Below are 20,280 nucleotides of genomic sequence, written 5' to 3'. Positions count from 1 at the left end.
ATGCGGCCGTCATGTGACAGGGAGTTAATGTTCGGCGATTCGCCGGCGCGGTCCGCAGGGGCTGCCAAGCCAGGCGGACATGCTCTAAAGGGCGGACATGGCCATAGGCGTCTTCGATTCCGGGATCGGCGGGCTCTCCGTGCACAAGGCGCTGGTGGACCGGCTGCCCGCCGCCGACTTCGTCTACCTGGCCGACCAGGCCAACACCCCCTACGGCGGTCGCCCGGGCGAGGAGATCGTCGATCTGACCCGCGCCGGCTGCGAGCGCCTGTTCGACGCCGGCTGCGACCTGGTGGTGCTGGCGTGCAACACGGCGGCCTCGGTGGCCCTGCGGCGGCTGCAGCAGACCTGGCTGCCGGGCTACCGCAAGGCGCTCGGCCGGCCGGTCAACGTGCTGGGGATCATCGTGCCCACCATCGAGGCGGCCACGGGCCTGCCCTGGGAGCATGAGGCCGAGCGGCGCGGCGAAAAGGTCGAGCACCTGGAGGTCCTCGGCGTGTTCTCCACCCCGGCCACCACCGCCTCGCGCGTCTACGAGATCGAGATCGACAAGCGCCGCCAGGACGTGGCGGTGTTCTCCGAGCCCTGCCCGAACCTCGCGCGGATGATCGAGACCGGCGCCGACGAGGCCGCCCTGAAGGCCGAGATCGCCGGCCACGCCCGGGCGCTGGCCACCCGCATCGGCCGCCCGCCCGACCGCGCGATCCTGGGCTGCACCCATTACGAGATCACCGCCGAGCTGTTCCGGGCGGCCCTGCCGCCGGGCACGCCGCTGATCCACCAGCCGGACGCCACCGCCGACGCCATCGAGCGCTACCTGGAGCGGCACCCGGAGTACCGCGCCGGCCAGTCGGGTCTGCGCCGCTTCCTGACCACCGGAACCCCCGGGCGGCAGAATGGCCTGGTCTCGACCTTCTGGGGCGGTCCGCTGGACTTCGAGGCGGCCTGAGGCGAGGCTCGCCTCGCCCGCTCCGGAGGTCGCCCCATGCTGCCGCGCTTCGCCATCCTCGCCCTGACCGCCCTGCTGCTCTCTGGCTGCGCCGCGGTCAACTGCGACACCCCGGACGACCACGCCGGCGGCGGCTGCCGGACGCACACCACGGCCTAGGGGCGAGGGCGGAACCCCTCACCTTCCCACGCGCCTTGCTACGCAAGCCCCGCGGGCCCCTCCCTCTCCCTATGGGAGAGGGGAAGGACAGCCGTCACGGGATGACTAATTTGCGGATATCACACAACAATTCACCTCTCCCATAGGGAGAGGGAGGGGCCCATGGCGCAGCCATGGGAAGGTGAGGGGCTCAGGCGCTGTCCGCAACGCGCGCTTGCCCATGGCCGCCCGGCGGCGTTCACTCTTGTTTGCATACAGGGGGCGAAGATGAAGCGCATCGGATTGGGCGTGCTGGCCGCGGCGCTGCTGGCCGGCGCGGCGCGGGCGGAGGTGACGGACACCTCGCCGGCTGGCTTCGAGGTGCGTCGCAGCGTCGAGATCGCCGCGCCGGCCGCCAAGGTCTGGGCGGCCATGATCACGCCCGCCCGCTGGTGGAGCAGCGAGCACAGCTGGTCGGGCAAGGCGGACAACTTCACCTTCGAGCCCCGCGCCGGCGGCTGCTGGTGCGAGACCCTGCCGGGCGGCGGCGGCGCGCTGCACCTGACGGTGACCTACATCGTCCCGAACCACGAGCTCCGCCTGTTCGGCCAGCAGGGGCCGTTCCAGTTCACCGGCGCGGTCAACACCCTCGACTGGAAACTGACGGAAAAGGACGGCCACACCACGGTCACCTGGACCTTCGAGGCCGGCGGCTACGTCAAGGGCGGCATCGGCCAGCTCTCCGCCCCGGTCGACGGCGTGATGGGCGAGAACATCGGCCGCCTCAAGGCGTACGTGGAGACGGGGGCGGCGCAGTAGGGAGTCAATTTCCCGACTCGCCACTCTCTAAAACCTCGTCACCCCGGGCAAGCGCGAAGCGCGTCGACCCGGGGCCAGCCGTCCCGCAACCGAGACGAACTTCAATGGGTGCTGCCCGCCGGCGGTCAATCTCCGCTCTCTGAGCGTCTGTACGGCTGGCCCCGGCTCTTCGCTGCGCTCCGGCCGGGGTGACGAGGGGATGTTTCCGCGGGCTTTTCATCCGTCGTCCAGGCGCGTCAGGTGTTCCAACTCGGCGACGTTCGGCGGATCGACCAGGCCGACCCACAGGTCGTCGCCTTCGCGCAACCCGTCGTCGCCGCCCACGCCGATCCACAACCGTGCTGGCGCGCCGTCGTCGGCGACGAGAGCGCAGCGCACGCCAACCACGCCGCGGCCGGCGTCGGACAGGGGCGAGCCCGAGAAGATATCTGCAGCCACGAGACGGCAGTCTTCCAGGCCGCCCCATGGCGAACGGGTCAACGCCTGCACCCGATCGAGCACGTGCGGGCTCCAGTCGTCGGCCTCCCGCCCTGGTCGCAGCAGATAGGGGTAGCGTCTCGTCCAGGTGAGGAACAGAGGCTCGTTGCCCTCAAACACGAGCTGCACGCCGCCGGAGAACGATACGGCGTCCGGCAAGCTATCGGACACCAAGTCCGGCGTGTCCGCCGAGGTGGCCAGCCAGGTCATCGCCTTCAGGCGCCGCCCGAGCAGCGGCTGGAAGGCCTCGACGATCCCCCGGAGGCTGGCCGCCGCATCGACGGGGGGCGGCCAGCTCAAACCTCACGCCCCCGCGCGGTTCTTCACCAGGTCGTCGACCACCGAGGGGTCGGCCAGGGTGGTGGTGTCGCCCAGGTTGGAGACGTCGTTCTCGGCCACCTTGCGCAGGATGCGGCGCATGATCTTGCCCGAGCGGGTCTTGGGCAGGCCGGGGGCCCACTGGATCACGTCGGGCGCGGCGAACGGGCCGATCTCGTGGCGCACCCACTGCACCAGACCCTTGCGCAGGTCCTCCGTGGGCTGAACGTCGGCGTTCAGCGTCACGTAGGCGTAGATGCCCTGGCCCTTGATATCGTGCGGATAGCCGACCACCGCCGCCTCGGCCACGTCCTGGTGCGCCACCAGGGCGCTCTCGATCTCGGCGGTGCCCAGCCGGTGGCCGGAGACGTTGATCACGTCGTCCACCCGCCCGGTGATCCAGTAGTAGCCGTCCTCGTCGCGGCGGCAGCCGTCGCCGGTGAAGTACTTGCCGGGATAGGTGGTGAAATAGGTGGTGATGAAGCGCTCGTGGTCGCCATAGACGGTGCGCATCTGCCCCGGCCATGAGTCGGTGATGCACAGGTTGCCGCTGACCGCGCCGTCCAGCACCTTGCCGTCGGCGTCGACGATCTGCAGCTTCACCCCGGGCAGGGGCTTGGTGGCCGAGCCGGGCTTCAGCGCCGTGGCGCCGGGCAGGGGGGACACCAGGCAGGCGCCGGTCTCGGTCTGCCACCAGGTGTCGACGATCGGGCAGCGCTCCTCGCCCACCACCCGGTGGTACCAGAGCCAGGCCTCCGGATTGATCGGTTCGCCGACGCTGCCCAGCAGGCGCAGCGACTTGCGCGAGGTCTTCTTCACCGGCTCCTCGCCGTCGCGCATCAGCGCGCGCAGGGCGGTGGGGGCGGTGTAGAAGATCTCCACCTGGTGCTTGTCGATCACCTCCCAGAACCGCGAGACGGTGGGATAGTTGGGCACGCCCTCGAAGATCAGGGTGGTGGCCCCGTTCGCCAGCGGGCCGTAGACGATGTAGCTGTGGCCGGTGACCCAGCCCACGTCGGCGGTGCACCAGAAGATCTCGCCGGGGCGATAGTCGAACACCAGCTCGTGGGTGTGCGCCGCCCAGGTCAGGTAGCCGCCGGTGGTGTGCAGCACCCCCTTGGGCTTTCCGGTCGAGCCGGAGGTGTAGAGGATGAACAGCGGGTCCTCGGCCCCCATCGGCTCGGGCGGGCAGTCGGCGGAGACCTTTTCGCGCGCGGTCTCGTAGCGCACGTCGCGGCCGGACTGCATGTTGACCGCCGCGCCGGTGCGGGTGACGACGATCACCGAGTGCACGTCCGGGCAGTGTTCCAGCGCCTCGTCGACGTTCTTCTTCAGCGGCACGATCCGCCCGCCGCGCAGGCCCTCGTCGGCGGTGATGACGATGCGGCTGTCGCAGTCCTGGATGCGCCCGGCGATCGAGTCGGGCGAGAAGCCGCCGAAGATCACCGAGTGGATCGCGCCGATCCGGCTGCAGGCCAGCATGGCGAAGGCCGCCTCCGGGATCATCGGCAGATAGATCGTCACCCGGTCGCCCTTGGCCACGCCGTTGGCCTTCAGCACGTTGGCCATGCGGCAGACCTCGGCGTGCGCCTCGGCATAAGTGATCTTGCGGCTGTCCTTCGGGTCGTCGCCTTCCCAGATGATCGCCACGTCGTTCGCCCGGTGCGGCAGGTGGCGGTCCAGGCAGTTGGCCGAGACGTTCAGCACCCCGTCGGCGAACCAGCGGATGCGGAAGTCGTCGCGGTTGTACGACACGTCCTTGACCACGCTGAACGGCTTGATCCAGTCCAGCCGGCTGGCGACGCCCCGCCAATAGCCTTCCGGATCGGCCTCAACCCGCGCCACCGCGGCGTCATAGCCGGCGGCGTCCATGTGGGCGCGCTTCGCCCACGCCTGCGGAACCGGAAACACCTGGCCGTCGCTCACGCCGCTTCTCCCTGGTCTGCCCAGACCTTGCTTGCAGGGGACTAAGCAAAGGTCAGGGATGAGCGCAAGGAAGGGTTCTCCGCTGAAGCCCCCTTCCCCCGCTTCGCGGGTGCTTCCCCCAGAGGGGGAAGAGCGATTGCGCTGCAGCGTCCGTTCTCTTCCCCCTCTGGGGGAAGTCCGGCCGAAGGCCGGGTAGGGGGCTCCAGCGGAGCGCCGCCCTATCGGCGCCCTGTGTCCAGGAAGTCCCGCGCCGAGAAGCCTTCCGGCGCGGCCACCTCGACGATCGGGTCGTCGCGGTCGTCGAACTCCAGGCGCAGCGCCTTCACCATCACCGCATGCATGTCGTAGAGGGCGGTGATGTAGGTGAATTCCAGGATCTCCTCGTCGGAGAGGAAGCTCTTGAGCGCGTCGATCACCGGCTGCGGCGTGCGCCCGCCCTGCAGCGCCAGGCAGTCGGCGTAGGCCAGCACCGCCCGCTCCTTCGCGTCGTAGCAGCCGGCCACCTGCCAGGCCGGCACGCCGGCGATCTTTTCCTCGGAGACCCCCAGGCCGCGCAGCGACTTGCAGTGCTGCGAGAACACGAACTGGCTGGCCTTGCACCAGCCCACCCGGGTCTGGCCCAGCTCGCGCAGCACCGGGTCCAGCTTGCGCGCCGGGTTGCGGTAGAGGCCGAAGCCGCGCACGGCGTGGTCGAACACGTCCGGCACCAGGGCGAACACCGTCCACCAGTCGCCGCGGGTGCCGGTGTCGGTGCCCGGCTCGGCCACCGGGTCGCGGTCGCCGAACAGCAGGTTGTAGGTGCGCTCGATGACCTTGTCGGTCACCTCCGCGCGCGGAACTTCGCGCAGGCGGGGCATGGGCTCAGACGCCCTCCTTCACCTTCGCCCGGGCTTTCACCTTGGCTTTGGCCGGCGCATGGCGCACGTCGTCGGGGCCGAGCTCGCGGGTGAAGGCGGCGAACTCCAGCATGATGCCGTTGGGATCGGTGAAATAGACCGAGCGCACGAAAACCCCGGGATGCATCTTTTCCGCCACCCCCTGCGGGCTGTCGTCGTGGTTCACCACCACCGGCAGCAGCGGCACGCCCAGCGCCTTCAGCCGCTGCATGTTGGCCTCCAGCTCGTCCTCGTCGACGGTGAAGGCGACGTGGTTCATCGAGCCGTGCGCGGTCATCGGCTTGGACGGGAAGTGCGCCACCGAGGCGATCCCGGGCGCCGCCTCCGGCGCGTTCTCCCACCAGAAGAAGGCCAGCAGGTTGCCGCCGCCGCAGTCGAAGAAGAAGTGCTGCCCGCCGTCCGGCAGGGCCACCGTCTTCACCAGGGGCATGTCCAGCACCTCGGTGTAGAACTTCACCGTCTCTTCCATGTCCCGGCAGACCAGGGCCAGGTGGTTGATGCCATTGGTGCGCATCCGCCGCGTCTCCCGCATGTTTTGCCGGATGAAACGCCCAAAGCCGCCGGTTGGAAAGCGTGACGTGGCGCAAACCTCTGTCCGGCTGGAGCCCCCATCCCCGGCTTCGCCGGTACTTCCCCCTGAGGGGGAAGAGAGATTGCGCTGCAGCTTCCGTTCTCTTCCCCCTCTGGGAGAAGTCCGGCTGAAGGCCGGGATGGGGGCTCCAGCGGAGAACCGACCTATCTGCCTCCCGCGCCGGGGTGCTAAACCGGCAGGATCAACCTTTCGGAGGCCGATCATGCTGCTGCACCTTTCCACCTGGGCGGAGATCGAGGCCTATCTGCAGCGGTCGAGGACCGTGGTGGTGCCGATCGGCTCCAACGAGCAGCACGGCCCCACGGGCCTGCTGGGCACCGACTGGCTGTGCCCGGAGATCATCGCCCACGAGGCGCACAAGGCCGGCGACATCCTGGTGGCGCCCACCTTCAACGTCGGCATGGCCCAGCACCATCTGGACTTTCCCGGCACCATCGCGCTGCGGCCCTCGACCTTCATGCTGGCGATCGGCGACTGGGTGCGCTCGCTGGCGCACCACGGCTTCACGAAGATCTATTTCCTCAACGGCCACGGCGGCAACGTCGCCACCATCGAGGCGGCGTTCTCGGAGCTCTACGCCGACGCCAGCTACCGGGGCGGCAAGGCCGGCTTCGCCCTGAAGCTGAAGAACTGGTGGGACCTCAAGGGGGTGCAGAAGCTGGCCTACCAGCAGTTCCCCACCGGCCACGGCAGCCACGCCACCCCGTCCGAGATCGCCGTCACCCAGTGGGCCTATCCGGACGCCATCAAGACCGCCAACTACGCCCCGCAGATCGCCCCCACCGGCCCGATCCGCGAAGCCTCCGACTTCCGCGCCCGCTTCGCCGACGGCCGCATGGGCTCCAACCCCGCCCAGGCCACCCCGGAAAAGGGCGGCGAACTGGTCAAGCTGGCGGTGCAGGGCCTGCTCGAAGAAGTCCGCGACTTCGGCGCGGAGGCTGCGCCGCTCGCGGCGGAGTAGATCGCTGCCCTTCGGAACCACGAACCACACGAACCACACGAACGGTTCACTCCCAACATCTGCTCACCCCCCCCACACATCATCCCGGCGAAGGCCGGGACCCAGGAAAGACTCGCCTCCGGCAGGAGGTTTGCCCCGTCCAGGCTCGGTTCAGATCCAGTGGGCTGAGGCTTTTGCCTGGGTCCCGGCCTTCGCCGGGATGAGCAGATTGTGGGAGTGTTCGTGTGTTCGTGGTTCAAGAGAACCCCTACCCCGCCACCACCGCCCCATCCTCCACCCGCACCCGCCAGGGCCACAGCGCCTTGCCGGCGCAGGGGCCGCCGATGCAGAGGCCGTCTCGGGGGCGGAAGAGGGCGCCGTGCGAGGAGCACAGGATCAGGTCGCCCTCCCGGGTCAGGAAGCGTTCGCCGAAGGTGGCCAGGGGCAGGCCGGCGTGCGGGCAGCGGTCGATGTAGCCGAACACCTGGTCCCCCTGGCGCACCAGGAAGCCCATGAACAGCTTGTCGCCCTCGCGGAAGGAAAAGCCCTTGGCGCCCGGGTCGGCGATCTCGGCCAGGGCGCAGAGCCGGTGCCCGGCGGCCGGCTGGGCGGGGTTGTCGCGCAAGCCCCGAGGCTCAGCCCAGGGCGCCGAGGGTGACCTTGAACGGCCGCACCTCGCGCCGCTCGAACAGGCCCGCCAGGGTATAGGGGTCGTTGTCGCTGAACGCCTGCGCCTGGGCCGCGTCGGCGGTCTCCAGCACCAGCATCGAGCCGGCCATGTCGCCGCCGTCGCTCAGCAGCGGTCCGCCCAGGCGGATGATCCCGGCGTTGGCGCGGCAATAGTCCAGGTGCGCCTCGCGGTTGGCCATGCGCAGGGCCAGGCTGTCCGGCTTGTCGACGTTCATCAGCAGGAAGGTGGGCATCTCGGCTCCGGAAAAGCGCTTCAGGTCTCGGTCTTCAGCGGCCGGGCCAGCAGGCCCGTGATGGCGGCGTCCACGTCCAGGCGGCCCGCCAGGATGGCGTCCACCGCATCGCAGATGGGGGTCTCCACGTCCAGGCTGCGGGCCAGGGCGACCACGGCGGGGGCGGAGGCGACGCCCTCGGCCACCGACAACTTGCCGGCCAGCGCCGTCTGCAGGCTCTCGCCGCGGCCCAGCGCCAGGCCGACGCTGTTGTTGCGCGACTGGCTGGAGGAACAGGTCAGCACCAGGTCGCCCAGGCCGCACAGGCCCGCCACCGTCTCGGCCCTGCCCCCCAGCGCCACGGCCAGCCGGGTGAGCTCGGCAAAGCCGCGGGTGATCAGGGCGGCGTGGGCGCTGGAGCCCAGGCCACGCCCCTCGACCACGCCGGTGGCGATGGCCAGCACGTTCTTCACCGCCCCGCCGGCCTCGGCGCCGATCATGTCGGCCGCCGCATAGGGGCGAAACGCCGGGGTCGCCAGGGCGGCGGCGATGTCCTGGGCCAGCTCCAGGTCCTCGGCCGCCAGGGTGACGGCGGTGGGCAGGCCGCGGGCCACCTCGGCGGCGAAGCTGGGGCCGGACAGCACCGCCGCGCGGGCGGTGGGCAGGGTCTCGGCCAGCACCTCGTTCATCAGCTTCAGCGTGCCCTGCTCCACCCCCTTGGCGCACAGCACCACCGGCAGGCCGGACGGCGCGGCGGGCGCGAACTCGGCCAGGGTGGCGCGCATGTGCTGCGCCGGCGCCACGGCCAGGATCAGGTCGCGGGTGGCCAGGTCCGCCAGTTCGGTGGTCGCGGCGATCGAGGCGTCCAGCGCCACGCCGGGCAGGAACAGCCGGTTCTCCTGGTCCTGGCGGATGCTCTCGGCCACCTCCGCCTCGCGCGCCCACAAGGTCACGCCCATGCCGGCGCGGGCGCAGACCTGGGCCAGGGCGGTGCCCCACGCCCCGCCGCCGATCACGCCCACGGTCTGGAAGGTTTCGCTCACGCCTTCGCTCCCTTGCGGCCCGGCAGGTGCACGGGGTTGGCCAGGGCCGCCGCCTCGTCCAGCGGCCAGCGCGGGCGCGCCACCGCGTCCAGGTCGTCGGTCAGGCCCGCGGCCAGCCGCTCGGCCCCGGCCAGGGCGATCATCGCCGCATTGTCGGTGCAATAGGCCAGCGGCGGGGCGGCGAAGGCAAACCCCTCGGCCGCGCACACCGCCTGCAGCGCCGCGCGCACGGCGCCGTTGGCGGCCACCCCGCCGGCCACCACGAAGCGCAGGGCCTCGCCCCGATGCTCGCCGGCGTAGGCGCGCATGGCCCGGGCGGTGCGTTCGGAGAGCTGCCGGGCGATGGCGCCCTGCACCGCGGCGGCCAGGTCGCGGCGGTCTTCCTCCGCCGTCAGCCCTTCGGCCAGCCGCGCGGCGGCGGTCTTCAGCCCGGAGAACGAGAAGTCGAAGCCGTCGCGGCCCAGCAGGGCGCGGGGCAGGGCAAAGCGGGCGGGATCGCCCCCCGCCGCCAGTCTCTCCAGCGCCGGCCCGCCGGGATAGGGCAGGCCCAGGCTCTTGGCGATCTTGTCGAAGGCCTCCCCGGCGGCGTCGTCGATGGTCGAGCCCAGCCGGCGGCAGGCGCCGACCCCGGCCACCTCCAGCAGCTGGCAGTGCCCGCCGCTGACCAGCAGCAGCAGGAACGGATAGGGGATCTCCGCGCCCAGCCGGGCCGAGACGGCGTGGCCTTCCAGGTGATTGACCGCCACCAGCGGCAGGTCGCGGGCCAGCGCGATGGCCTTGCCGAACGACAGCCCCACCATCACCCCGCCCACCAGGCCCGGCCCGGCCGTGGCGGCGATCCCGTCGATCCCGTCCAGGCCGACGCCGGCGCTGGCCAGGGCGCGGCGGACGATGGCCTCGATCACCTCGACGTGCGCCCGCGCGGCGATCTCCGGCACCACCCCGCCGAACGGGGCGTGGTCGGCGATCTGGCTGGCCACCTCCGACGACAGCACCTGCGCCGCGCCCTCAGCGGGCAGGCGCACCACCGCAGCGGCGGTCTCGTCGCAGCTGGTTTCGATGCCCAGGACGGTCAGCGGTCTCGGGTCGGCGGGAGAGGCGCGGGTCATTCGGTTGCCGGGGCGGGCCCGCTGGGGTAGCTGGGCTACATCTCAAGGCCGCTCGAAGGCGGCCTATCCACTGCGCGAGGTAGTCGTTCTCCCGTGACGAGGCAACAGGTCCGCATCGGCACGCGCGCGTCCAAGCTCGCGCTGGCCCAGTCCGGGATGATGCAGCGGCGCATCGCCGCCGCCCTGGGCGTTCCCGAAGGCTCGCCCCAGGCGGCCGTCGACGAGGTCGCCCCCCTTGTGCGCATCACCACCTCCGGCGACCGCATCCAGGACCGCCGGCTGATGGAGGTGGGCGGCAAGGGCCTGTTCACCAAGGAGATCGAGGAGGCGATGCTGGACGGGCGCATCGACTGCGCCATCCACTCGCTGAAGGACATGCCGGCCGTCCTGCCGCCGGGCCTGGCGATCGCCGCCAACCCCGAGCGCGAGGACGTGCGCGACGCCTTCCTCAGCGTCTCGGTCGCCGGCTTCGACGCCCTGCCCCAGGGCGCCACCCTGGGCACCGCCAGCCTGCGCCGCCAGGCCCAGGCGCTGCACCGCCGCCCGGACCTCAAGGTCAGCATGCTGCGCGGCAATGTCGACACCCGCCTGGCCAAGCTGGAAGCCGGCGAAGCCGACGCCATCCTGCTGGCGATGTCCGGCCTCAAACGCCTCGGCCTCGGCCACCTGCCGAAGATGCTGCTCGACCCGGTCGAGTGCCCGCCCGCGCCGGGCCAGGGCGCCCTGGCCATCGAGACCCGCATTGAGGATCTCGACCAGCCCTGGCTGGCGGCCCTGCGCCACGCCCCCACCACCCTGGCCGTGGCCGCCGAGCGCGGCGCGATGGCGGCGCTGGAGGGCTCGTGCCGCACGGCGATCGGCGCCTACGCCCGCATCGACGGCGACACCCTGAGCCTGATCGTCGAGGCCCTGACCCCCGACGGCGCCCGCCGCTTCCGCCGCCAGGGCGAGACCTCGGTGGCCGGTGCGGACGGCGACGCTCTGGCCCGCGCGCTCGGCCTGCGGCTGGGCGAAGCGGTCCAGGCCGAGGGCGGCGACGCCCTGCTGGCCCCCGAATAGGGGACCTTAACCGTTTTCCGCGACAAGGCCGGCGGGTACGGGGAACGCCATGGCTGACGCGCGCAAACGCATCTGGGTCACGCGGGCGTCGCCGGGCGCCGAGGCGACCGCCGCGCGGCTGACCGCCCTCGGCCTGCAGCCGGTGGTCGCGCCGCTGCTGCAGGTGCGGCCGATCGCGGACGCCCGGCTCGACCTCACCGACGTCTGCGCCATCGCCTTCACCAGCGCCAACGGCGTGCGCGCCTTTGCCGAGCGCGCGCCGGAGCGCGGCTTCAAGGTGTTCGCCGTGGGCGCCGCCACCGCCGAGGCGGCCCGCAAGGCGCGCTTCTCCACCGTGCTCTCCACCGACGGCGACGTCGCCGCCCTGGCCCGCGCCCTGGCCTCGCGCCGGCGCGAGCTGACCGGCGTGATCCTGCACCCGGGCGCGGCCGAGCCGGCCGGCGACCTGGCCGGCGAGCTGGAGGCGCAGGGCCTGGCCGTCCGCGCCGTCGCGCTCTACGAGACCGTCGAGGCGCCGCTGCCGGAGGGCTTCGTGGAGGCCTTGCCGGGCTTTGCCGCGGCGCTGTTGCATTCGCCCAAGGCGGCGCGCGTGCTGAAGGACCTGCTCAAGGCCCACCCCACCCCGTCGCTGAAGGTGTTCGGCCTCTCCAAGGCGGTGATCCGCCCGCTGCAGCGCACCGAACTGGCCGAACGCGCCGCCGCGCCCGAGCCGAACGAGCCGGCCCTGCTGGCCCTGCTGCAGCGCCGCCTGGCGGCGTCCGACGCCGCCTGACCCCTCACCCAGCCCTCTCCCCGTAGACGGGGCGAGGGCCATTTCGCACGAGCCCCGCCCCCGCGAGCCCTCGCCCCCTTTGGGGGAGAGGGTTGGGTGAGGGGGCCCGCGCCGCCGCACGCCCCTTGCCCATTGCCACGCCCCCCACCTTGCGCCACTCCCACCGCATGACCCAGCTCCCGCCCCCCGACGACGAGCCGCCCCGACCGCTGATATCGCCGGCCTTCTGGATCATGCTGGGGTTCTGTTTCCTCTGCGTGGTCGGCGGGGTGATGGTGGTGCTGCTGGGCCCCTGGCTCACCGGCCACGGCGCGCCTCCGCCGCCCGCCCCCGTTCCCGCCGCGGCGCCCGCCAAGCCCTGAAAACAACGGCGCGCGGCGATGCCGCGCCGCCCGCCCTTGGCGCCAGGGCCAAGGCCCGCTAAAGAGGCGCAACCTTGCGGCAGGCCCGAATCCGACGGCCAGCCCACGGGCCGCCTTAGCTCAGCCGGTAGAGCGGCGCATTCGTAATGCGTAGGTCAGGTGTTCGAGTCACCTAGGCGGCACCACCATTTCAATGACTTAGCTGGTTTTTCGGTGCTTACCGCGCCTCCAAAAAGTGTCCGGTAAGCACGCGGTAAGCAGGCTTTTGGACAGATTGTCGCACCCTGTCCCGCTGCCGTGTGAGTAGGGATTTGGCGTAGGCGGCCGATCGAGCTCGGGAGCCGGTTTCTATACCTAGTCTCCTGCGCGTTGATGACTTTCAACAGTAGAGACCACGACAATGCGCGCCACAACGCGAAAAGTCGATCTTGGTGGTCTATGCACTCGTACGTGCTCAGTCCCGCTTAGGTGGCGAGCGCACATTTCCACTTCAGGATTGCGGGGTCGCACAAGCAATCACGCGTCTTCCAATCGCCCTCAGACGCGCGCTGAGCGCACTCCGCTTCGATCCACCAAGTTCTTCCTAGGCCTAAGGGGTGATGTGATGCTGGCGCTGCGGCCATCCGCCTGGGGGCCCGGCGCGCGTCGGTCGCGCGCGCCGGGACGCATCAAGCGACCGCCTCGGCGTCTTCATAGGCCGGATAGTCGACATAGCCCTTGGCGTCGAAAGTATAGAAGGTGTTGCGATCATAGGCGGTGAGCGGGCGGCCGCCTTTGATTCGCGCCGGCAGGTCGGGATTTGAGATGAAGTGACGTCCAAAGGCGACCAGATCGGCGTCGCCCTTGGCCACGACCGCCTCGGCGGTCTCCGGCTCGAAGCCCCCAGCGGAGATGATCCTGCCCTTGAAAATCTTCCGCAACTGCTCGGCCGCGATCGGGGCCTGGCCTTCGGTGACGACGACATTGCCCTCCACCCGCGGCTCGACGATGTGGAGATAGGCCAGGTCAAACCGGTTCAGTTGCTCGGCGACGTAGCTGAACAGGGCGTTGGGTTCGCTGTCGGACATGTCGTTCCATCGACCGTCCGGGCCGATGCGGACCCCTACGCGGTCGGGGCCCCAGACGGAAACCAGAGCGTCGACAACTTCGATCATGAATCTGGCGCGATTTTCGATCGATCCGCCATAGGCGTCGGTGCGGTGGTTGCTGCCATCCTGCAGGAATTGATCCATCAGATAGCCGTTGGCGCCGTGCAGTTCGACGCCGTCGAAGCCCGCTGCCTTCGCCCGTTCGGCCGCCCTGCGATAGTCGTCGACGATGGCGGCGATTTCCGGGATCTCGAGCGCCCTGTGCGGCGAGGGCTGCACCCACCCGCTGGGCGTGGAGGTCAGACGCGCAGGGTCGTTCCAGTAGGAAGGATTGACCGAGGCGGACACCGGAACCGGACCGCCCGTCACGTCGATGTGCGATGAACGTCCAGTGTGCCAGAGCTGGGAGAAGATATACCCGCCTTTGGCGTGCACCGCAGCGGTGATCGCCTTCCATCCCTCGACCTGGGCGTCGGAATAGAGGCCGGGCGCGCCGAACCATCCCCGGGCCGACGGCGATATCGTGGTGGCTTCGGAGATGATCAGTCCGCCCGGCGAGGCGCGCTGAGCATAGTATTCGCGCATAAGCGGGCCGGGAACATCGCCTGGCTGCTGAGAACGGGAGCGGGTCAACGGCGCCATCACCACGCGGTGCGACAGGCGTACTCCGGCGACTTCGATAGGAGAAAACAGGTTTGGCATCATGGGCTCCATAGGATCAGTTGTCTGTCGCTCGGCGTCCGAGCGACCCGTGGCCTTTCGGGCCTGATCGCGCAGGCGTCGGACTCAGAGGTGGGGCGAGGAGCGCGGTGAGATAATCCGATGGCCGATCACAACAGTCCGGACCGCCAGGTCCGCAATCGATCGGGCCGGCGGATGACGTCACGCTCCTCTTGGGCAGCAAGCTCGCGGGCGACACTTCGCGCGGTCGAACCCGAACGTCGGCTCGGAGCGCTTGGGAGGCTGGCTGTGTTTCGCCGCGCTTTGAACCTTTTGGCCCGGAAGCGGCTAATCCTGGTCGGGAAACAGATACTTCGCCATGAAATCGATGAAGGCCTTGACCTTCGGCGAGCCCTGGCGCCCCGCCCCGCATCGCCCCCGTCGAGCATCGTTCGACATGGACGATCTTCTATTGCCGCCGGCGGCGTCGGGCTGCGATGATCTTGAGGCGCGTCAGCTGTTTGCCGCCTTGGTGCCAAGAACCGCGATGCCCGATTCAACCCGCGACGTTCAGCCATCGTATCAATTTGGCGGATTCACCCTGATACCCAGCCAGCGCCGCCTGTTGGAGGGTGAGCGTCCGGTCCGATTGGGCGACCGAGCCTTCGATATTCTCGTGGCGCTCGTGGGACGAGCCGGCGAGCTTGTCCCGCAGCATGAGCTCATCGCGGAAGTCTGGGGCAAGCTGTATGTCGAGGACGCCAATCTCCGCGTTCACATTTCCAATCTTCGTAAGGTGCTCAGCATCGACGCCGAGGGCGCTCGCTACATCGTCAACGTGGCAGGCCAGGGCTACAAGTTCGTCGCGCCCGTCGCCACGGGGGGCAACGTCACAATAGCTGCGCTCGGCGACGCGCCATCAGAGCTCCTGCACAACCTGCCCCGTGCATTGCCGCGCCTTGTTGGCCGCGGCGCCTTCGCGGCGACGATCGAACGTCAGCTGAGCGAGAGGCGCTTCGTTACCATTGTCGGGCCGGGCGGCATCGGTAAGACCGCGATGGCGTTGAATGTCGCGGAGGCTCAGCTCCGGAACTATCGTGACGGCATCTGGCTGATCGATCTGGCTCCGTTGGTGGACCCCGACCTCGTGACCAGCGCGTTGGCGCGGGTCCTGCGCATGCCAATCGCTTCCGCCGACGCCCTGACTGGCGTCGTCCTCGGCCTGGCGTCGAAGCAGATGCTGTTGGTTCTGGATAATTGCGAGCACGTCATCGACGCCGCGGCGACCCTGGTCGAAGCGATCCTGGAACGCGCGCCCGAGGTCTCTCTGCTGGCGACTAGCCGCGAACCGCTGAGGACCGCGGGGGAGCGCGTTGCGCGTCTTCTGCCGCTCGACGTCCCAATGGCTTCGCCCCCGCTATCCGCCGTGGAGGCGCTGACCTATCCGGCCGTGCAGCTCTTCGTGGAGCGAGCAAGTCAGAGTGTCGAATCCTTCGCGCTGACGGACGCGAACGCCCCCATCGTCGCGGATATTTGTCGCAAGCTGGACGGCATTCCGCTGGCGATCGAACTCGCGGCTGGACAGTTGGAAGCGTTCAATCCTCGTGCGATCGCCGACGTTCTGGAGGATCGGTTCCGTCTCCTGATGCGGGGACGCCGGACAGCCTTGCCCCGGCATCAGACGTTGAGCGCGACGCTGGACTGGAGCTACGACGCCCTGTCGGACGCCGAACGGGTCATACTCCGGCGCCTGTCTGTCTTCGCGGGCGGGTTTGAACTGGACGACGCCTGCGCCGTCGTCTCTTCCTCCGAATTGGGCAAGCCGGAAGTCACCGGCCACGTCGCGAATCTGTTTTCGAAGTCGCTGCTCAGCGCGGACGCCAGCGACGAAGCCGTGCGCTACCGCCTGCTCGACACCACGCGCGCCTATGCGAAGGAGAAACTGAACGCCACGTCGGAAGTTGTTGAGTTCGCCCACCGGCATGCGGTTCACTACCGCGCCGTGTTCCAGCGGGCAGAGGTGGAATGGAGCTCCCGCACGGCGTCCGACTGGCTGTCCGCCTATGGCGGCGACATAGACAACGTGCGGATCGCCCTTGACTGGGCCTTCTCGCCCGGCGGCGATGCCGCGCTCGGGATAGGCATCGCCGCGCCCGCGACGTCGCTTTGGATGCGGCTTTCACACTATGAGGAATGCCGCGTGCGGGTGCTTCAAGCTCTGGAGAACCATGGAGCCGCGCTCGCTGATCAGCCGGCGGATGAAATGAAGCTCCTCATTGCGCTGGGCTGGAGCATTCTGCTCACCAACCGCGGCACGGCGGCCGAAGCTTGCGCGGCGGCGTCCCGCGCCACGGTTCTGGCCGAGGGACTAAGCCACGACGATGGTGAGTTGGCCGCGATGTGGGTGGATTGGCTGGCCGAATCCAGCCGCGGCGGCCATCGCGCTGCTTTCGGACTGGCGCAGCGTTTCCATGCGCTGGCCGTGGCTGTCGGCAATGAGCACTACCAGCTCATCGGCGACCGCATGATCGGATTTTCCCTCCAGCATCTGGGCGACCAGCACGGCGCCAGGCGACACATCGAGCATATGCTCGACCACTACGTGGCCCCTGCTTTTCCATCCTTTGTCGTCCGGCCCGATTTCGACCAGGAAGTCCTGGGCCGGACGGTTCTGGCCCATGCGCAATGGCTGCTGGGCTATCCGGATCAGGCCACGGCCAGCGCCATACGCTGTCTGGAGACCGCGATGGCGTCGCGACACGAACCATCGATCCGGAGCGCCCTGGCGTTCGCCTCTTGTCCGATCGCGCTCTATTGCGGCGAGTTCGCGAAGGCGGAGGGCCACGCCGACATGCTGATCGAGCGGGCGGCGCGCCAGCGGATCATATTATTCGAGGCTTACGGACGCTGCTACAAGGGCATCGCCTCGGTCGGTCAAGGAGCGATCAGCGAGGGCCTGCGACGGTTCCGGGACACCTTCGACCAGTTCCACGGCGTCCAGTTCAATCGCTATCTGGGGTTTGTCGCCGCGATGGGGGACTGTTTCGGCCAGGCCGGCAACGCCGGCCAGGGGCTGGCGCGGATCACCCAGGGCCTCGCGCTGGCGGAGAGCACCGGAGAGAAGTGGTGCCTTGCCGAACTGCAGCGCGTTCAGGGCGAACTCCATCTGCGGATGGGCGGCGTTGATTCCGAACACATGGCTGAGGCGGCTTTTTTCAGCGCCCTGGAGACGGCGCGGTCCCAAGGCGCCTTGTCATGGGAACTGCGGGCCGCCACAAGCTTGGCCAGGCTGATGGCGTCGCGCGAAAAACCAAGTCGCGGCGCGCTGTTGCTGGGCGAGGTTCTGGGGCGTTTCACCGAGGGCTTCGACACGAAGGATTTGCGCGAGGCCCGAGCGCTTGTGGGTTCGCTGTCACGCTCTAGCCTGCCGCCATCGCCTTAAGGACCGCGTCCGTGTCCAGGATGGCGTGGGCATAGGTCGGACCGTTGATCTGGTGGGCCGCGGTCATGGCGGCCCAGGTTTCCGCCGCCGTGGCGTCGGTCACCAGCGTCACATGGTAGCCCAGTTCGACAGCGTATCGGCCGGTTGTCTCGATAGCCGAATTGGCGTCGACCCCAACGACGATCACACGATCGACGGCCCTCTGTTTCAGCTGAAAGTCCAGGTCGGTGTTCGCGAAACTGCTGTGACCCCAGTGATCGGCGCACACTGTGTCACCCGTCACGGGCGCGAATTCCGCACGCCATTCACCGCCCCACGATCCAGCCGTCAGAGCCCCGGTTCGCTGAATCCGGAGCTGCGCCGGCGTTGGGTGCAGCCATGTGTCGAAGTCCCCCTCGTGAAAGCGGTGATGCGGACAATGAAAGATCTGCACCCCCGCCCTTCGCGCGCCTTGCAGCAAGGCCGCGAGGTTGATCAAAAGGCCGACGTCGTGCGCGACGGGCGCCAGAGCGTCCCAGTAGACACCCCCCTCGCTGAGGAACTCGTTGTGCGGGTTGATCAGCAGCACACCTGTGCGCTGAGGCGGGTAACGCGCCATTGCGTATCGTTCTCCGTCTCTCGGGGCCGTCTTGCTGCCTCCCGCGCCGGGCGCGACGCCGGATGGCGCTGGCGGAGGCCGACCAGAACTGGGGCGGATCCCGGCTAGGCTGGCATGCCGAGCCGAGCGCGACGCCATGCGCCGGGGCTTTCGCCAGTCGCGACACGGAAGACGCGGCTCAAATGAGCCTGGTCCGCAAAGCCGGTTTCCACGGCGATTTGCGCCAAAGGCCAGCGCCTATCCACCAGCAGCTCCTGTGCGCGCTTGATCCGCGCTCCTCGCAGCCAAGCCGAAGGCGTCTGGCCGATGGACGCCTTAAACGCGCGGACGAAATAGGATTGTGAAAGCCGCGCCATATTGGCCAGCGTTTGGATATCGACCCCGTCGCTCAGATGCGATTGCAGGCAATCGATCACCTTACGCAACTGCCAAGGGGCGAGCCCGCCGCGGGCGGACGCAGTGGGCGTGGATCGGTTCAGCTGGGTAAGCCGAAGAACTAAGGCCAGGGAGAGGCTGTCGCCGTAAAGCTGCTCAGCGGGATGGCCGGCATGGCACTCCGCCGCCATCAACCGGCTGAGATGCAGGACGTCGTCGTCGCGAAACATAAGCCTGGGCTCGAAAGCCGCCGATATGTCCACCGGCCGGCCCGCCGCCGCCTCGATGCGGGACGGCTCGAAATCAACCGTCAAGTCACGGAGGAACCGGACATTCTCCGACCGTTGACGCGTCACCAGGTCTGCTGGGATGAGGCTGGCATGGGCGCCCCGCGCATCGACCGCCGATGGGCTGGCGTCCTCGGACTCTACAGAAACATCGCCACCAACCTGCTCCAAGAGCACGCGCAGGCGGGGATGATTTGAGCGCACGCGCTCATCGAAGGAGCCTGTGCACCGCAGGTTCCGTTGGCTCGCCTTGGCGCAGGTCCAACTGCGGGACTCCTGGCTAACGATCTGGAATTCCGGTTCGTACGCCACCGGCTCAAGCCGGCGGCGCGCGATGAGCCTGGCTTCGTACAGCGAGGGGCCGGTCGAGGTCCAAACCGGCATCTTCGGCGCCCGCGTCGTCATTTCCGTGGAGGATGGCATCGTCTTGCTCCTGAAGCTGCGTGGTGTTGACGCAACCTCCCGCCGCCCGGTCTCCAGCGCGAGTAAATGTCTGCCCGATTTACAAGTCTTTACACCGCAATCGGTCCGGCTTTCGCGCAACTGAAAGCCACCTTCAGGCCTAGAACGCCGGCTCAGGCTGACTTTTTGGAACACTCTTGCCAGACTCTGGAGTATCGATCTCGGTTTAAACACAGCATCTTTTTTGAGTTGGGCCATTCTGTACAATTTTGAGAAGGACAATCCACGGCTTCGATTTCCGGACGCGTCAGGATGCTGGTGCAAATCGAGCTGCCCAGCGGCGTCGGCCTTCTCTATCCAGCCGCCGCGTCCATCCAGGGCTGCGTCTTCGGAGCCGCAACATGAACGACCTCCTCAAACTGGCGCTCGATGCTCATGGCGGGCTGGACCGCTGGCAAGGCTTCAACCAGCTCAGCGTCCAGGCTTCGATCGCTGGCGCCATCTGGGACGTGAAGCAGCAGCCCGGGCTGCTGACCGACAAAGCGGTTGTCCTCAACCTCCGGACCCAGTGCCTGGCGATCGCGCCATTTGGCGGCGAAGGCCGGCGGAGCGTCCTGATCGATGGCAAGCTGTCGATCCGCGACACGGACGGCGGCATGGTCGAAGGCCGGGAAGATCCGGAAGCGAGCTTCGCGGGCCAGCAGCGTGAGACGCCCTGGGATCGGCTTCACGTGGCCTACTTCGCCAGCGAGGCCCTGTGGACCTACCTGAACTCGCCGTTCCTCTATGCCGGCCCAGGGTTCGAAACGGAGGAAATCGCGCCTTGGCAGGAGGCCGGCGAGACCTGGCGTCGGCTTAAGGTCACGTTTCCGAAGGCTATTCTCAGCCACACGCGCACCCAGATCACCTATTTCGGCCCCGACGGATTGATGCGGCGCCACGACTACACGGTCGACATTTTGGGCGGCGCCACCGGCGCCAACTACCCAAGCGACTACGTCGAGGTCCAGGGCCTGATGATGCCCGCCCGCCGGCGCATCCACGCCTATGACGAAGCCGGGCGGATGGTCCCCGACCCCCTCCTGGTGTCGCTCGATTTTTCCGAATTCCGGTTCGCGTGACCGCC

The 20,280-nt window shown here is 68.8% G+C and carries 20 protein-coding genes and 1 tRNA gene; 10 read left to right on the top strand and 11 right to left on the bottom strand.

What is annotated here, in order from left to right:
• Window positions 1-97 precede the first annotated feature (97 nt).
• The 3 genes from ACO2Q3_RS22460 to ACO2Q3_RS22450 all read left to right on the top strand — a co-directional run bounded on the left by ACO2Q3_RS22460 (window position 98) and on the right by ACO2Q3_RS22450 (window position 1,906).
• Window positions 98-949: a glutamate racemase gene (locus tag ACO2Q3_RS22460; RefSeq protein ID WP_423310710.1), complete on the top strand. Its 852-nt coding sequence runs from the start codon at window positions 98-100 to the stop codon at window positions 947-949.
• A gap of 36 nt (window positions 950-985) precedes the next feature.
• Complete coding sequence (locus ACO2Q3_RS22455; protein ID WP_423310708.1) at window positions 986-1,108, top strand: hypothetical protein; 123 nt, start codon at window positions 986-988, stop codon at window positions 1,106-1,108.
• 267 nt (window positions 1,109-1,375) lie between these two features.
• Complete coding sequence (locus tag ACO2Q3_RS22450) at window positions 1,376-1,906, top strand: SRPBCC family protein (protein WP_423310706.1); 531 nt, start codon at window positions 1,376-1,378, stop codon at window positions 1,904-1,906.
• A 216-nt stretch (window positions 1,907-2,122) separates the two neighbouring features.
• Here ACO2Q3_RS22450 and ACO2Q3_RS22445 read toward each other — a convergent pair whose 3' ends face one another.
• The 4 genes from ACO2Q3_RS22445 to ACO2Q3_RS22430 all read right to left on the bottom strand — a co-directional run bounded on the left by ACO2Q3_RS22445 (window position 2,123) and on the right by ACO2Q3_RS22430 (window position 6,037).
• On the bottom strand, window positions 2,123-2,683 hold the full coding sequence (locus ACO2Q3_RS22445; protein ID WP_423310704.1) for a hypothetical protein: 561 nt from the start codon (window positions 2,681-2,683) through the stop codon (window positions 2,123-2,125).
• 3 nt (window positions 2,684-2,686) lie between these two features.
• Window positions 2,687-4,627 carry an acetate--CoA ligase gene (gene acs / locus ACO2Q3_RS22440; RefSeq protein WP_423310702.1) on the bottom strand — a complete coding sequence of 647 codons (1,941 nt, stop codon included), beginning with the start codon at window positions 4,625-4,627 and terminating at the stop codon, window positions 2,687-2,689.
• Between the two features lie 218 nt (window positions 4,628-4,845).
• Window positions 4,846-5,484 (bottom strand): carboxymuconolactone decarboxylase family protein, encoded by a 639-nt coding sequence (locus ACO2Q3_RS22435; protein ID WP_423310700.1) that lies wholly within the window; start codon window positions 5,482-5,484, stop codon window positions 4,846-4,848.
• A gap of 4 nt (window positions 5,485-5,488) precedes the next feature.
• Entirely contained in the window at window positions 5,489-6,037 is a 549-nt protein-coding gene (locus ACO2Q3_RS22430) for a VOC family protein (protein ID WP_423310698.1), read from the bottom strand.
• Window positions 6,038-6,317: 280 nt separating this feature from the next.
• Here ACO2Q3_RS22430 and ACO2Q3_RS22425 point away from each other — a divergent pair, with 280 nt between their 5' ends.
• Complete coding sequence (locus ACO2Q3_RS22425; RefSeq protein ID WP_423310696.1) at window positions 6,318-7,076, top strand: creatininase family protein; 759 nt, start codon at window positions 6,318-6,320, stop codon at window positions 7,074-7,076.
• 247 nt (window positions 7,077-7,323) lie between these two features.
• On the opposite strand, the gene ACO2Q3_RS22420 is transcribed toward ACO2Q3_RS22425, so the two are convergent.
• From ACO2Q3_RS22420 to tsaD, 4 genes are read right to left on the bottom strand one after another with little or no spacing between them, the layout of a single operon-like run.
• The gene (locus ACO2Q3_RS22420) at window positions 7,324-7,680 is read right to left on the bottom strand and encodes a Rieske (2Fe-2S) protein (RefSeq protein WP_423310694.1); all 357 of its coding nucleotides are present in this window, start codon (window positions 7,678-7,680) and stop codon (window positions 7,324-7,326) included.
• Between the two features lie 10 nt (window positions 7,681-7,690).
• The gene (locus ACO2Q3_RS22415; RefSeq protein ID WP_423310692.1) at window positions 7,691-7,978 is read right to left on the bottom strand and encodes a YciI family protein; all 288 of its coding nucleotides are present in this window, start codon (window positions 7,976-7,978) and stop codon (window positions 7,691-7,693) included.
• A gap of 20 nt (window positions 7,979-7,998) precedes the next feature.
• Complete coding sequence (locus tag ACO2Q3_RS22410) at window positions 7,999-9,000, bottom strand: NAD(P)H-dependent glycerol-3-phosphate dehydrogenase (protein ID WP_423310690.1); 1,002 nt, start codon at window positions 8,998-9,000, stop codon at window positions 7,999-8,001.
• Window positions 8,997-10,109, bottom strand: coding sequence for a tRNA (adenosine(37)-N6)-threonylcarbamoyltransferase complex transferase subunit TsaD (gene tsaD / locus ACO2Q3_RS22405; protein WP_423310688.1), 1,113 nt, complete (start codon window positions 10,107-10,109; stop codon window positions 8,997-8,999). The genes ACO2Q3_RS22410 and tsaD overlap by 4 nt, the downstream gene beginning before the upstream one ends.
• A gap of 93 nt (window positions 10,110-10,202) precedes the next feature.
• Here tsaD and hemC point away from each other — a divergent pair, with 93 nt between their 5' ends.
• From hemC to ACO2Q3_RS22385, 4 genes are all read left to right on the top strand, one after another.
• Entirely contained in the window at window positions 10,203-11,168 is a 966-nt protein-coding gene (gene hemC, locus ACO2Q3_RS22400; protein WP_423310686.1) for a hydroxymethylbilane synthase, read from the top strand.
• A gap of 49 nt (window positions 11,169-11,217) precedes the next feature.
• Window positions 11,218-11,940, top strand: coding sequence for a uroporphyrinogen-III synthase (locus tag ACO2Q3_RS22395; protein WP_423310684.1), 723 nt, complete (start codon window positions 11,218-11,220; stop codon window positions 11,938-11,940).
• A 167-nt stretch (window positions 11,941-12,107) separates the two neighbouring features.
• Window positions 12,108-12,302 (top strand): hypothetical protein, encoded by a 195-nt coding sequence (locus tag ACO2Q3_RS22390; protein WP_423310682.1) that lies wholly within the window; start codon window positions 12,108-12,110, stop codon window positions 12,300-12,302.
• A 109-nt stretch (window positions 12,303-12,411) separates the two neighbouring features.
• A tRNA-Thr gene (locus tag ACO2Q3_RS22385) sits at window positions 12,412-12,487 on the top strand.
• Between the two features lie 483 nt (window positions 12,488-12,970).
• On the opposite strand, the gene ACO2Q3_RS22380 is transcribed toward ACO2Q3_RS22385, so the two are convergent.
• Entirely contained in the window at window positions 12,971-14,092 is a 1,122-nt protein-coding gene (locus tag ACO2Q3_RS22380) for an alkene reductase (RefSeq protein WP_423310681.1), read from the bottom strand.
• 337 nt (window positions 14,093-14,429) lie between these two features.
• On the opposite strand from ACO2Q3_RS22380, the gene ACO2Q3_RS22375 reads away from it, so the two are divergent.
• A complete protein-coding gene (locus ACO2Q3_RS22375) occupies window positions 14,430-17,492 on the top strand; it encodes an ATP-binding protein (RefSeq protein WP_423310679.1) in 3,063 nt (1,020 codons plus the stop codon).
• Here ACO2Q3_RS22375 and ACO2Q3_RS22370 read toward each other — a convergent pair.
• Together ACO2Q3_RS22370 and ACO2Q3_RS22365 are read right to left on the bottom strand one after the other, a co-directional pair.
• On the bottom strand, window positions 17,470-18,090 hold the full coding sequence (locus ACO2Q3_RS22370) for a cysteine hydrolase (protein WP_423310678.1): 621 nt from the start codon (window positions 18,088-18,090) through the stop codon (window positions 17,470-17,472). The genes ACO2Q3_RS22375 and ACO2Q3_RS22370 overlap by 23 nt on opposite strands.
• Window positions 18,091-18,194: 104 nt before the next feature.
• The gene (locus tag ACO2Q3_RS22365) at window positions 18,195-19,175 is read right to left on the bottom strand and encodes a helix-turn-helix domain-containing protein (RefSeq protein WP_423310677.1); all 981 of its coding nucleotides are present in this window, start codon (window positions 19,173-19,175) and stop codon (window positions 18,195-18,197) included.
• 380 nt (window positions 19,176-19,555) lie between these two features.
• Between ACO2Q3_RS22365 and ACO2Q3_RS22360 the strand changes: the two genes are divergently transcribed.
• Window positions 19,556-20,275 (top strand): hypothetical protein, encoded by a 720-nt coding sequence (locus tag ACO2Q3_RS22360; protein ID WP_423310675.1) that lies wholly within the window; start codon window positions 19,556-19,558, stop codon window positions 20,273-20,275.
• Window positions 20,276-20,280: the final 5 nt, after the last annotated feature.

This window comes from Caulobacter sp. KR2-114 (assembly GCF_049446115.1).
Lineage (GTDB): Bacteria > Pseudomonadota > Alphaproteobacteria > Caulobacterales > Caulobacteraceae > Acaudatibacter.
The sequence above is the reverse complement of the archived record's forward strand: the minus strand, read 5'-3'. Positions and strand labels throughout refer to the sequence as shown.

Coding starts and splice junctions, on each gene's coding strand:
- ACO2Q3_RS22360 (WP_423310675.1), top strand. CDS start 19,556: ATGAACGACCTCCTCAAACTGGCGCTCGATGCTCATGGCGGGCTGGAC.
- ACO2Q3_RS22365 (WP_423310677.1), bottom strand. CDS start 19,175: ATGCCATCCTCCACGGAAATGACGACGCGGGCGCCGAAGATGCCGGTT.
- tsaD (WP_423310688.1), bottom strand. CDS start 10,109: ATGACCCGCGCCTCTCCCGCCGACCCGAGACCGCTGACCGTCCTGGGC.
- ACO2Q3_RS22370 (WP_423310678.1), bottom strand. CDS start 18,090: ATGGCGCGTTACCCGCCTCAGCGCACAGGTGTGCTGCTGATCAACCCG.
- ACO2Q3_RS22450 (WP_423310706.1), top strand. CDS start 1,376: ATGAAGCGCATCGGATTGGGCGTGCTGGCCGCGGCGCTGCTGGCCGGC.
- ACO2Q3_RS22390 (WP_423310682.1), top strand. CDS start 12,108: ATGACCCAGCTCCCGCCCCCCGACGACGAGCCGCCCCGACCGCTGATA.
- ACO2Q3_RS22455 (WP_423310708.1), top strand. CDS start 986: ATGCTGCCGCGCTTCGCCATCCTCGCCCTGACCGCCCTGCTGCTCTCT.
- ACO2Q3_RS22375 (WP_423310679.1), top strand. CDS start 14,430: ATGAAATCGATGAAGGCCTTGACCTTCGGCGAGCCCTGGCGCCCCGCC.
- ACO2Q3_RS22395 (WP_423310684.1), top strand. CDS start 11,218: ATGGCTGACGCGCGCAAACGCATCTGGGTCACGCGGGCGTCGCCGGGC.
- ACO2Q3_RS22430 (WP_423310698.1), bottom strand. CDS start 6,037: ATGCGCACCAATGGCATCAACCACCTGGCCCTGGTCTGCCGGGACATG.
- ACO2Q3_RS22425 (WP_423310696.1), top strand. CDS start 6,318: ATGCTGCTGCACCTTTCCACCTGGGCGGAGATCGAGGCCTATCTGCAG.
- ACO2Q3_RS22380 (WP_423310681.1), bottom strand. CDS start 14,092: ATGCCAAACCTGTTTTCTCCTATCGAAGTCGCCGGAGTACGCCTGTCG.
- ACO2Q3_RS22415 (WP_423310692.1), bottom strand. CDS start 7,978: ATGCCCACCTTCCTGCTGATGAACGTCGACAAGCCGGACAGCCTGGCC.
- ACO2Q3_RS22460 (WP_423310710.1), top strand. CDS start 98: ATGGCCATAGGCGTCTTCGATTCCGGGATCGGCGGGCTCTCCGTGCAC.
- ACO2Q3_RS22435 (WP_423310700.1), bottom strand. CDS start 5,484: ATGCCCCGCCTGCGCGAAGTTCCGCGCGCGGAGGTGACCGACAAGGTC.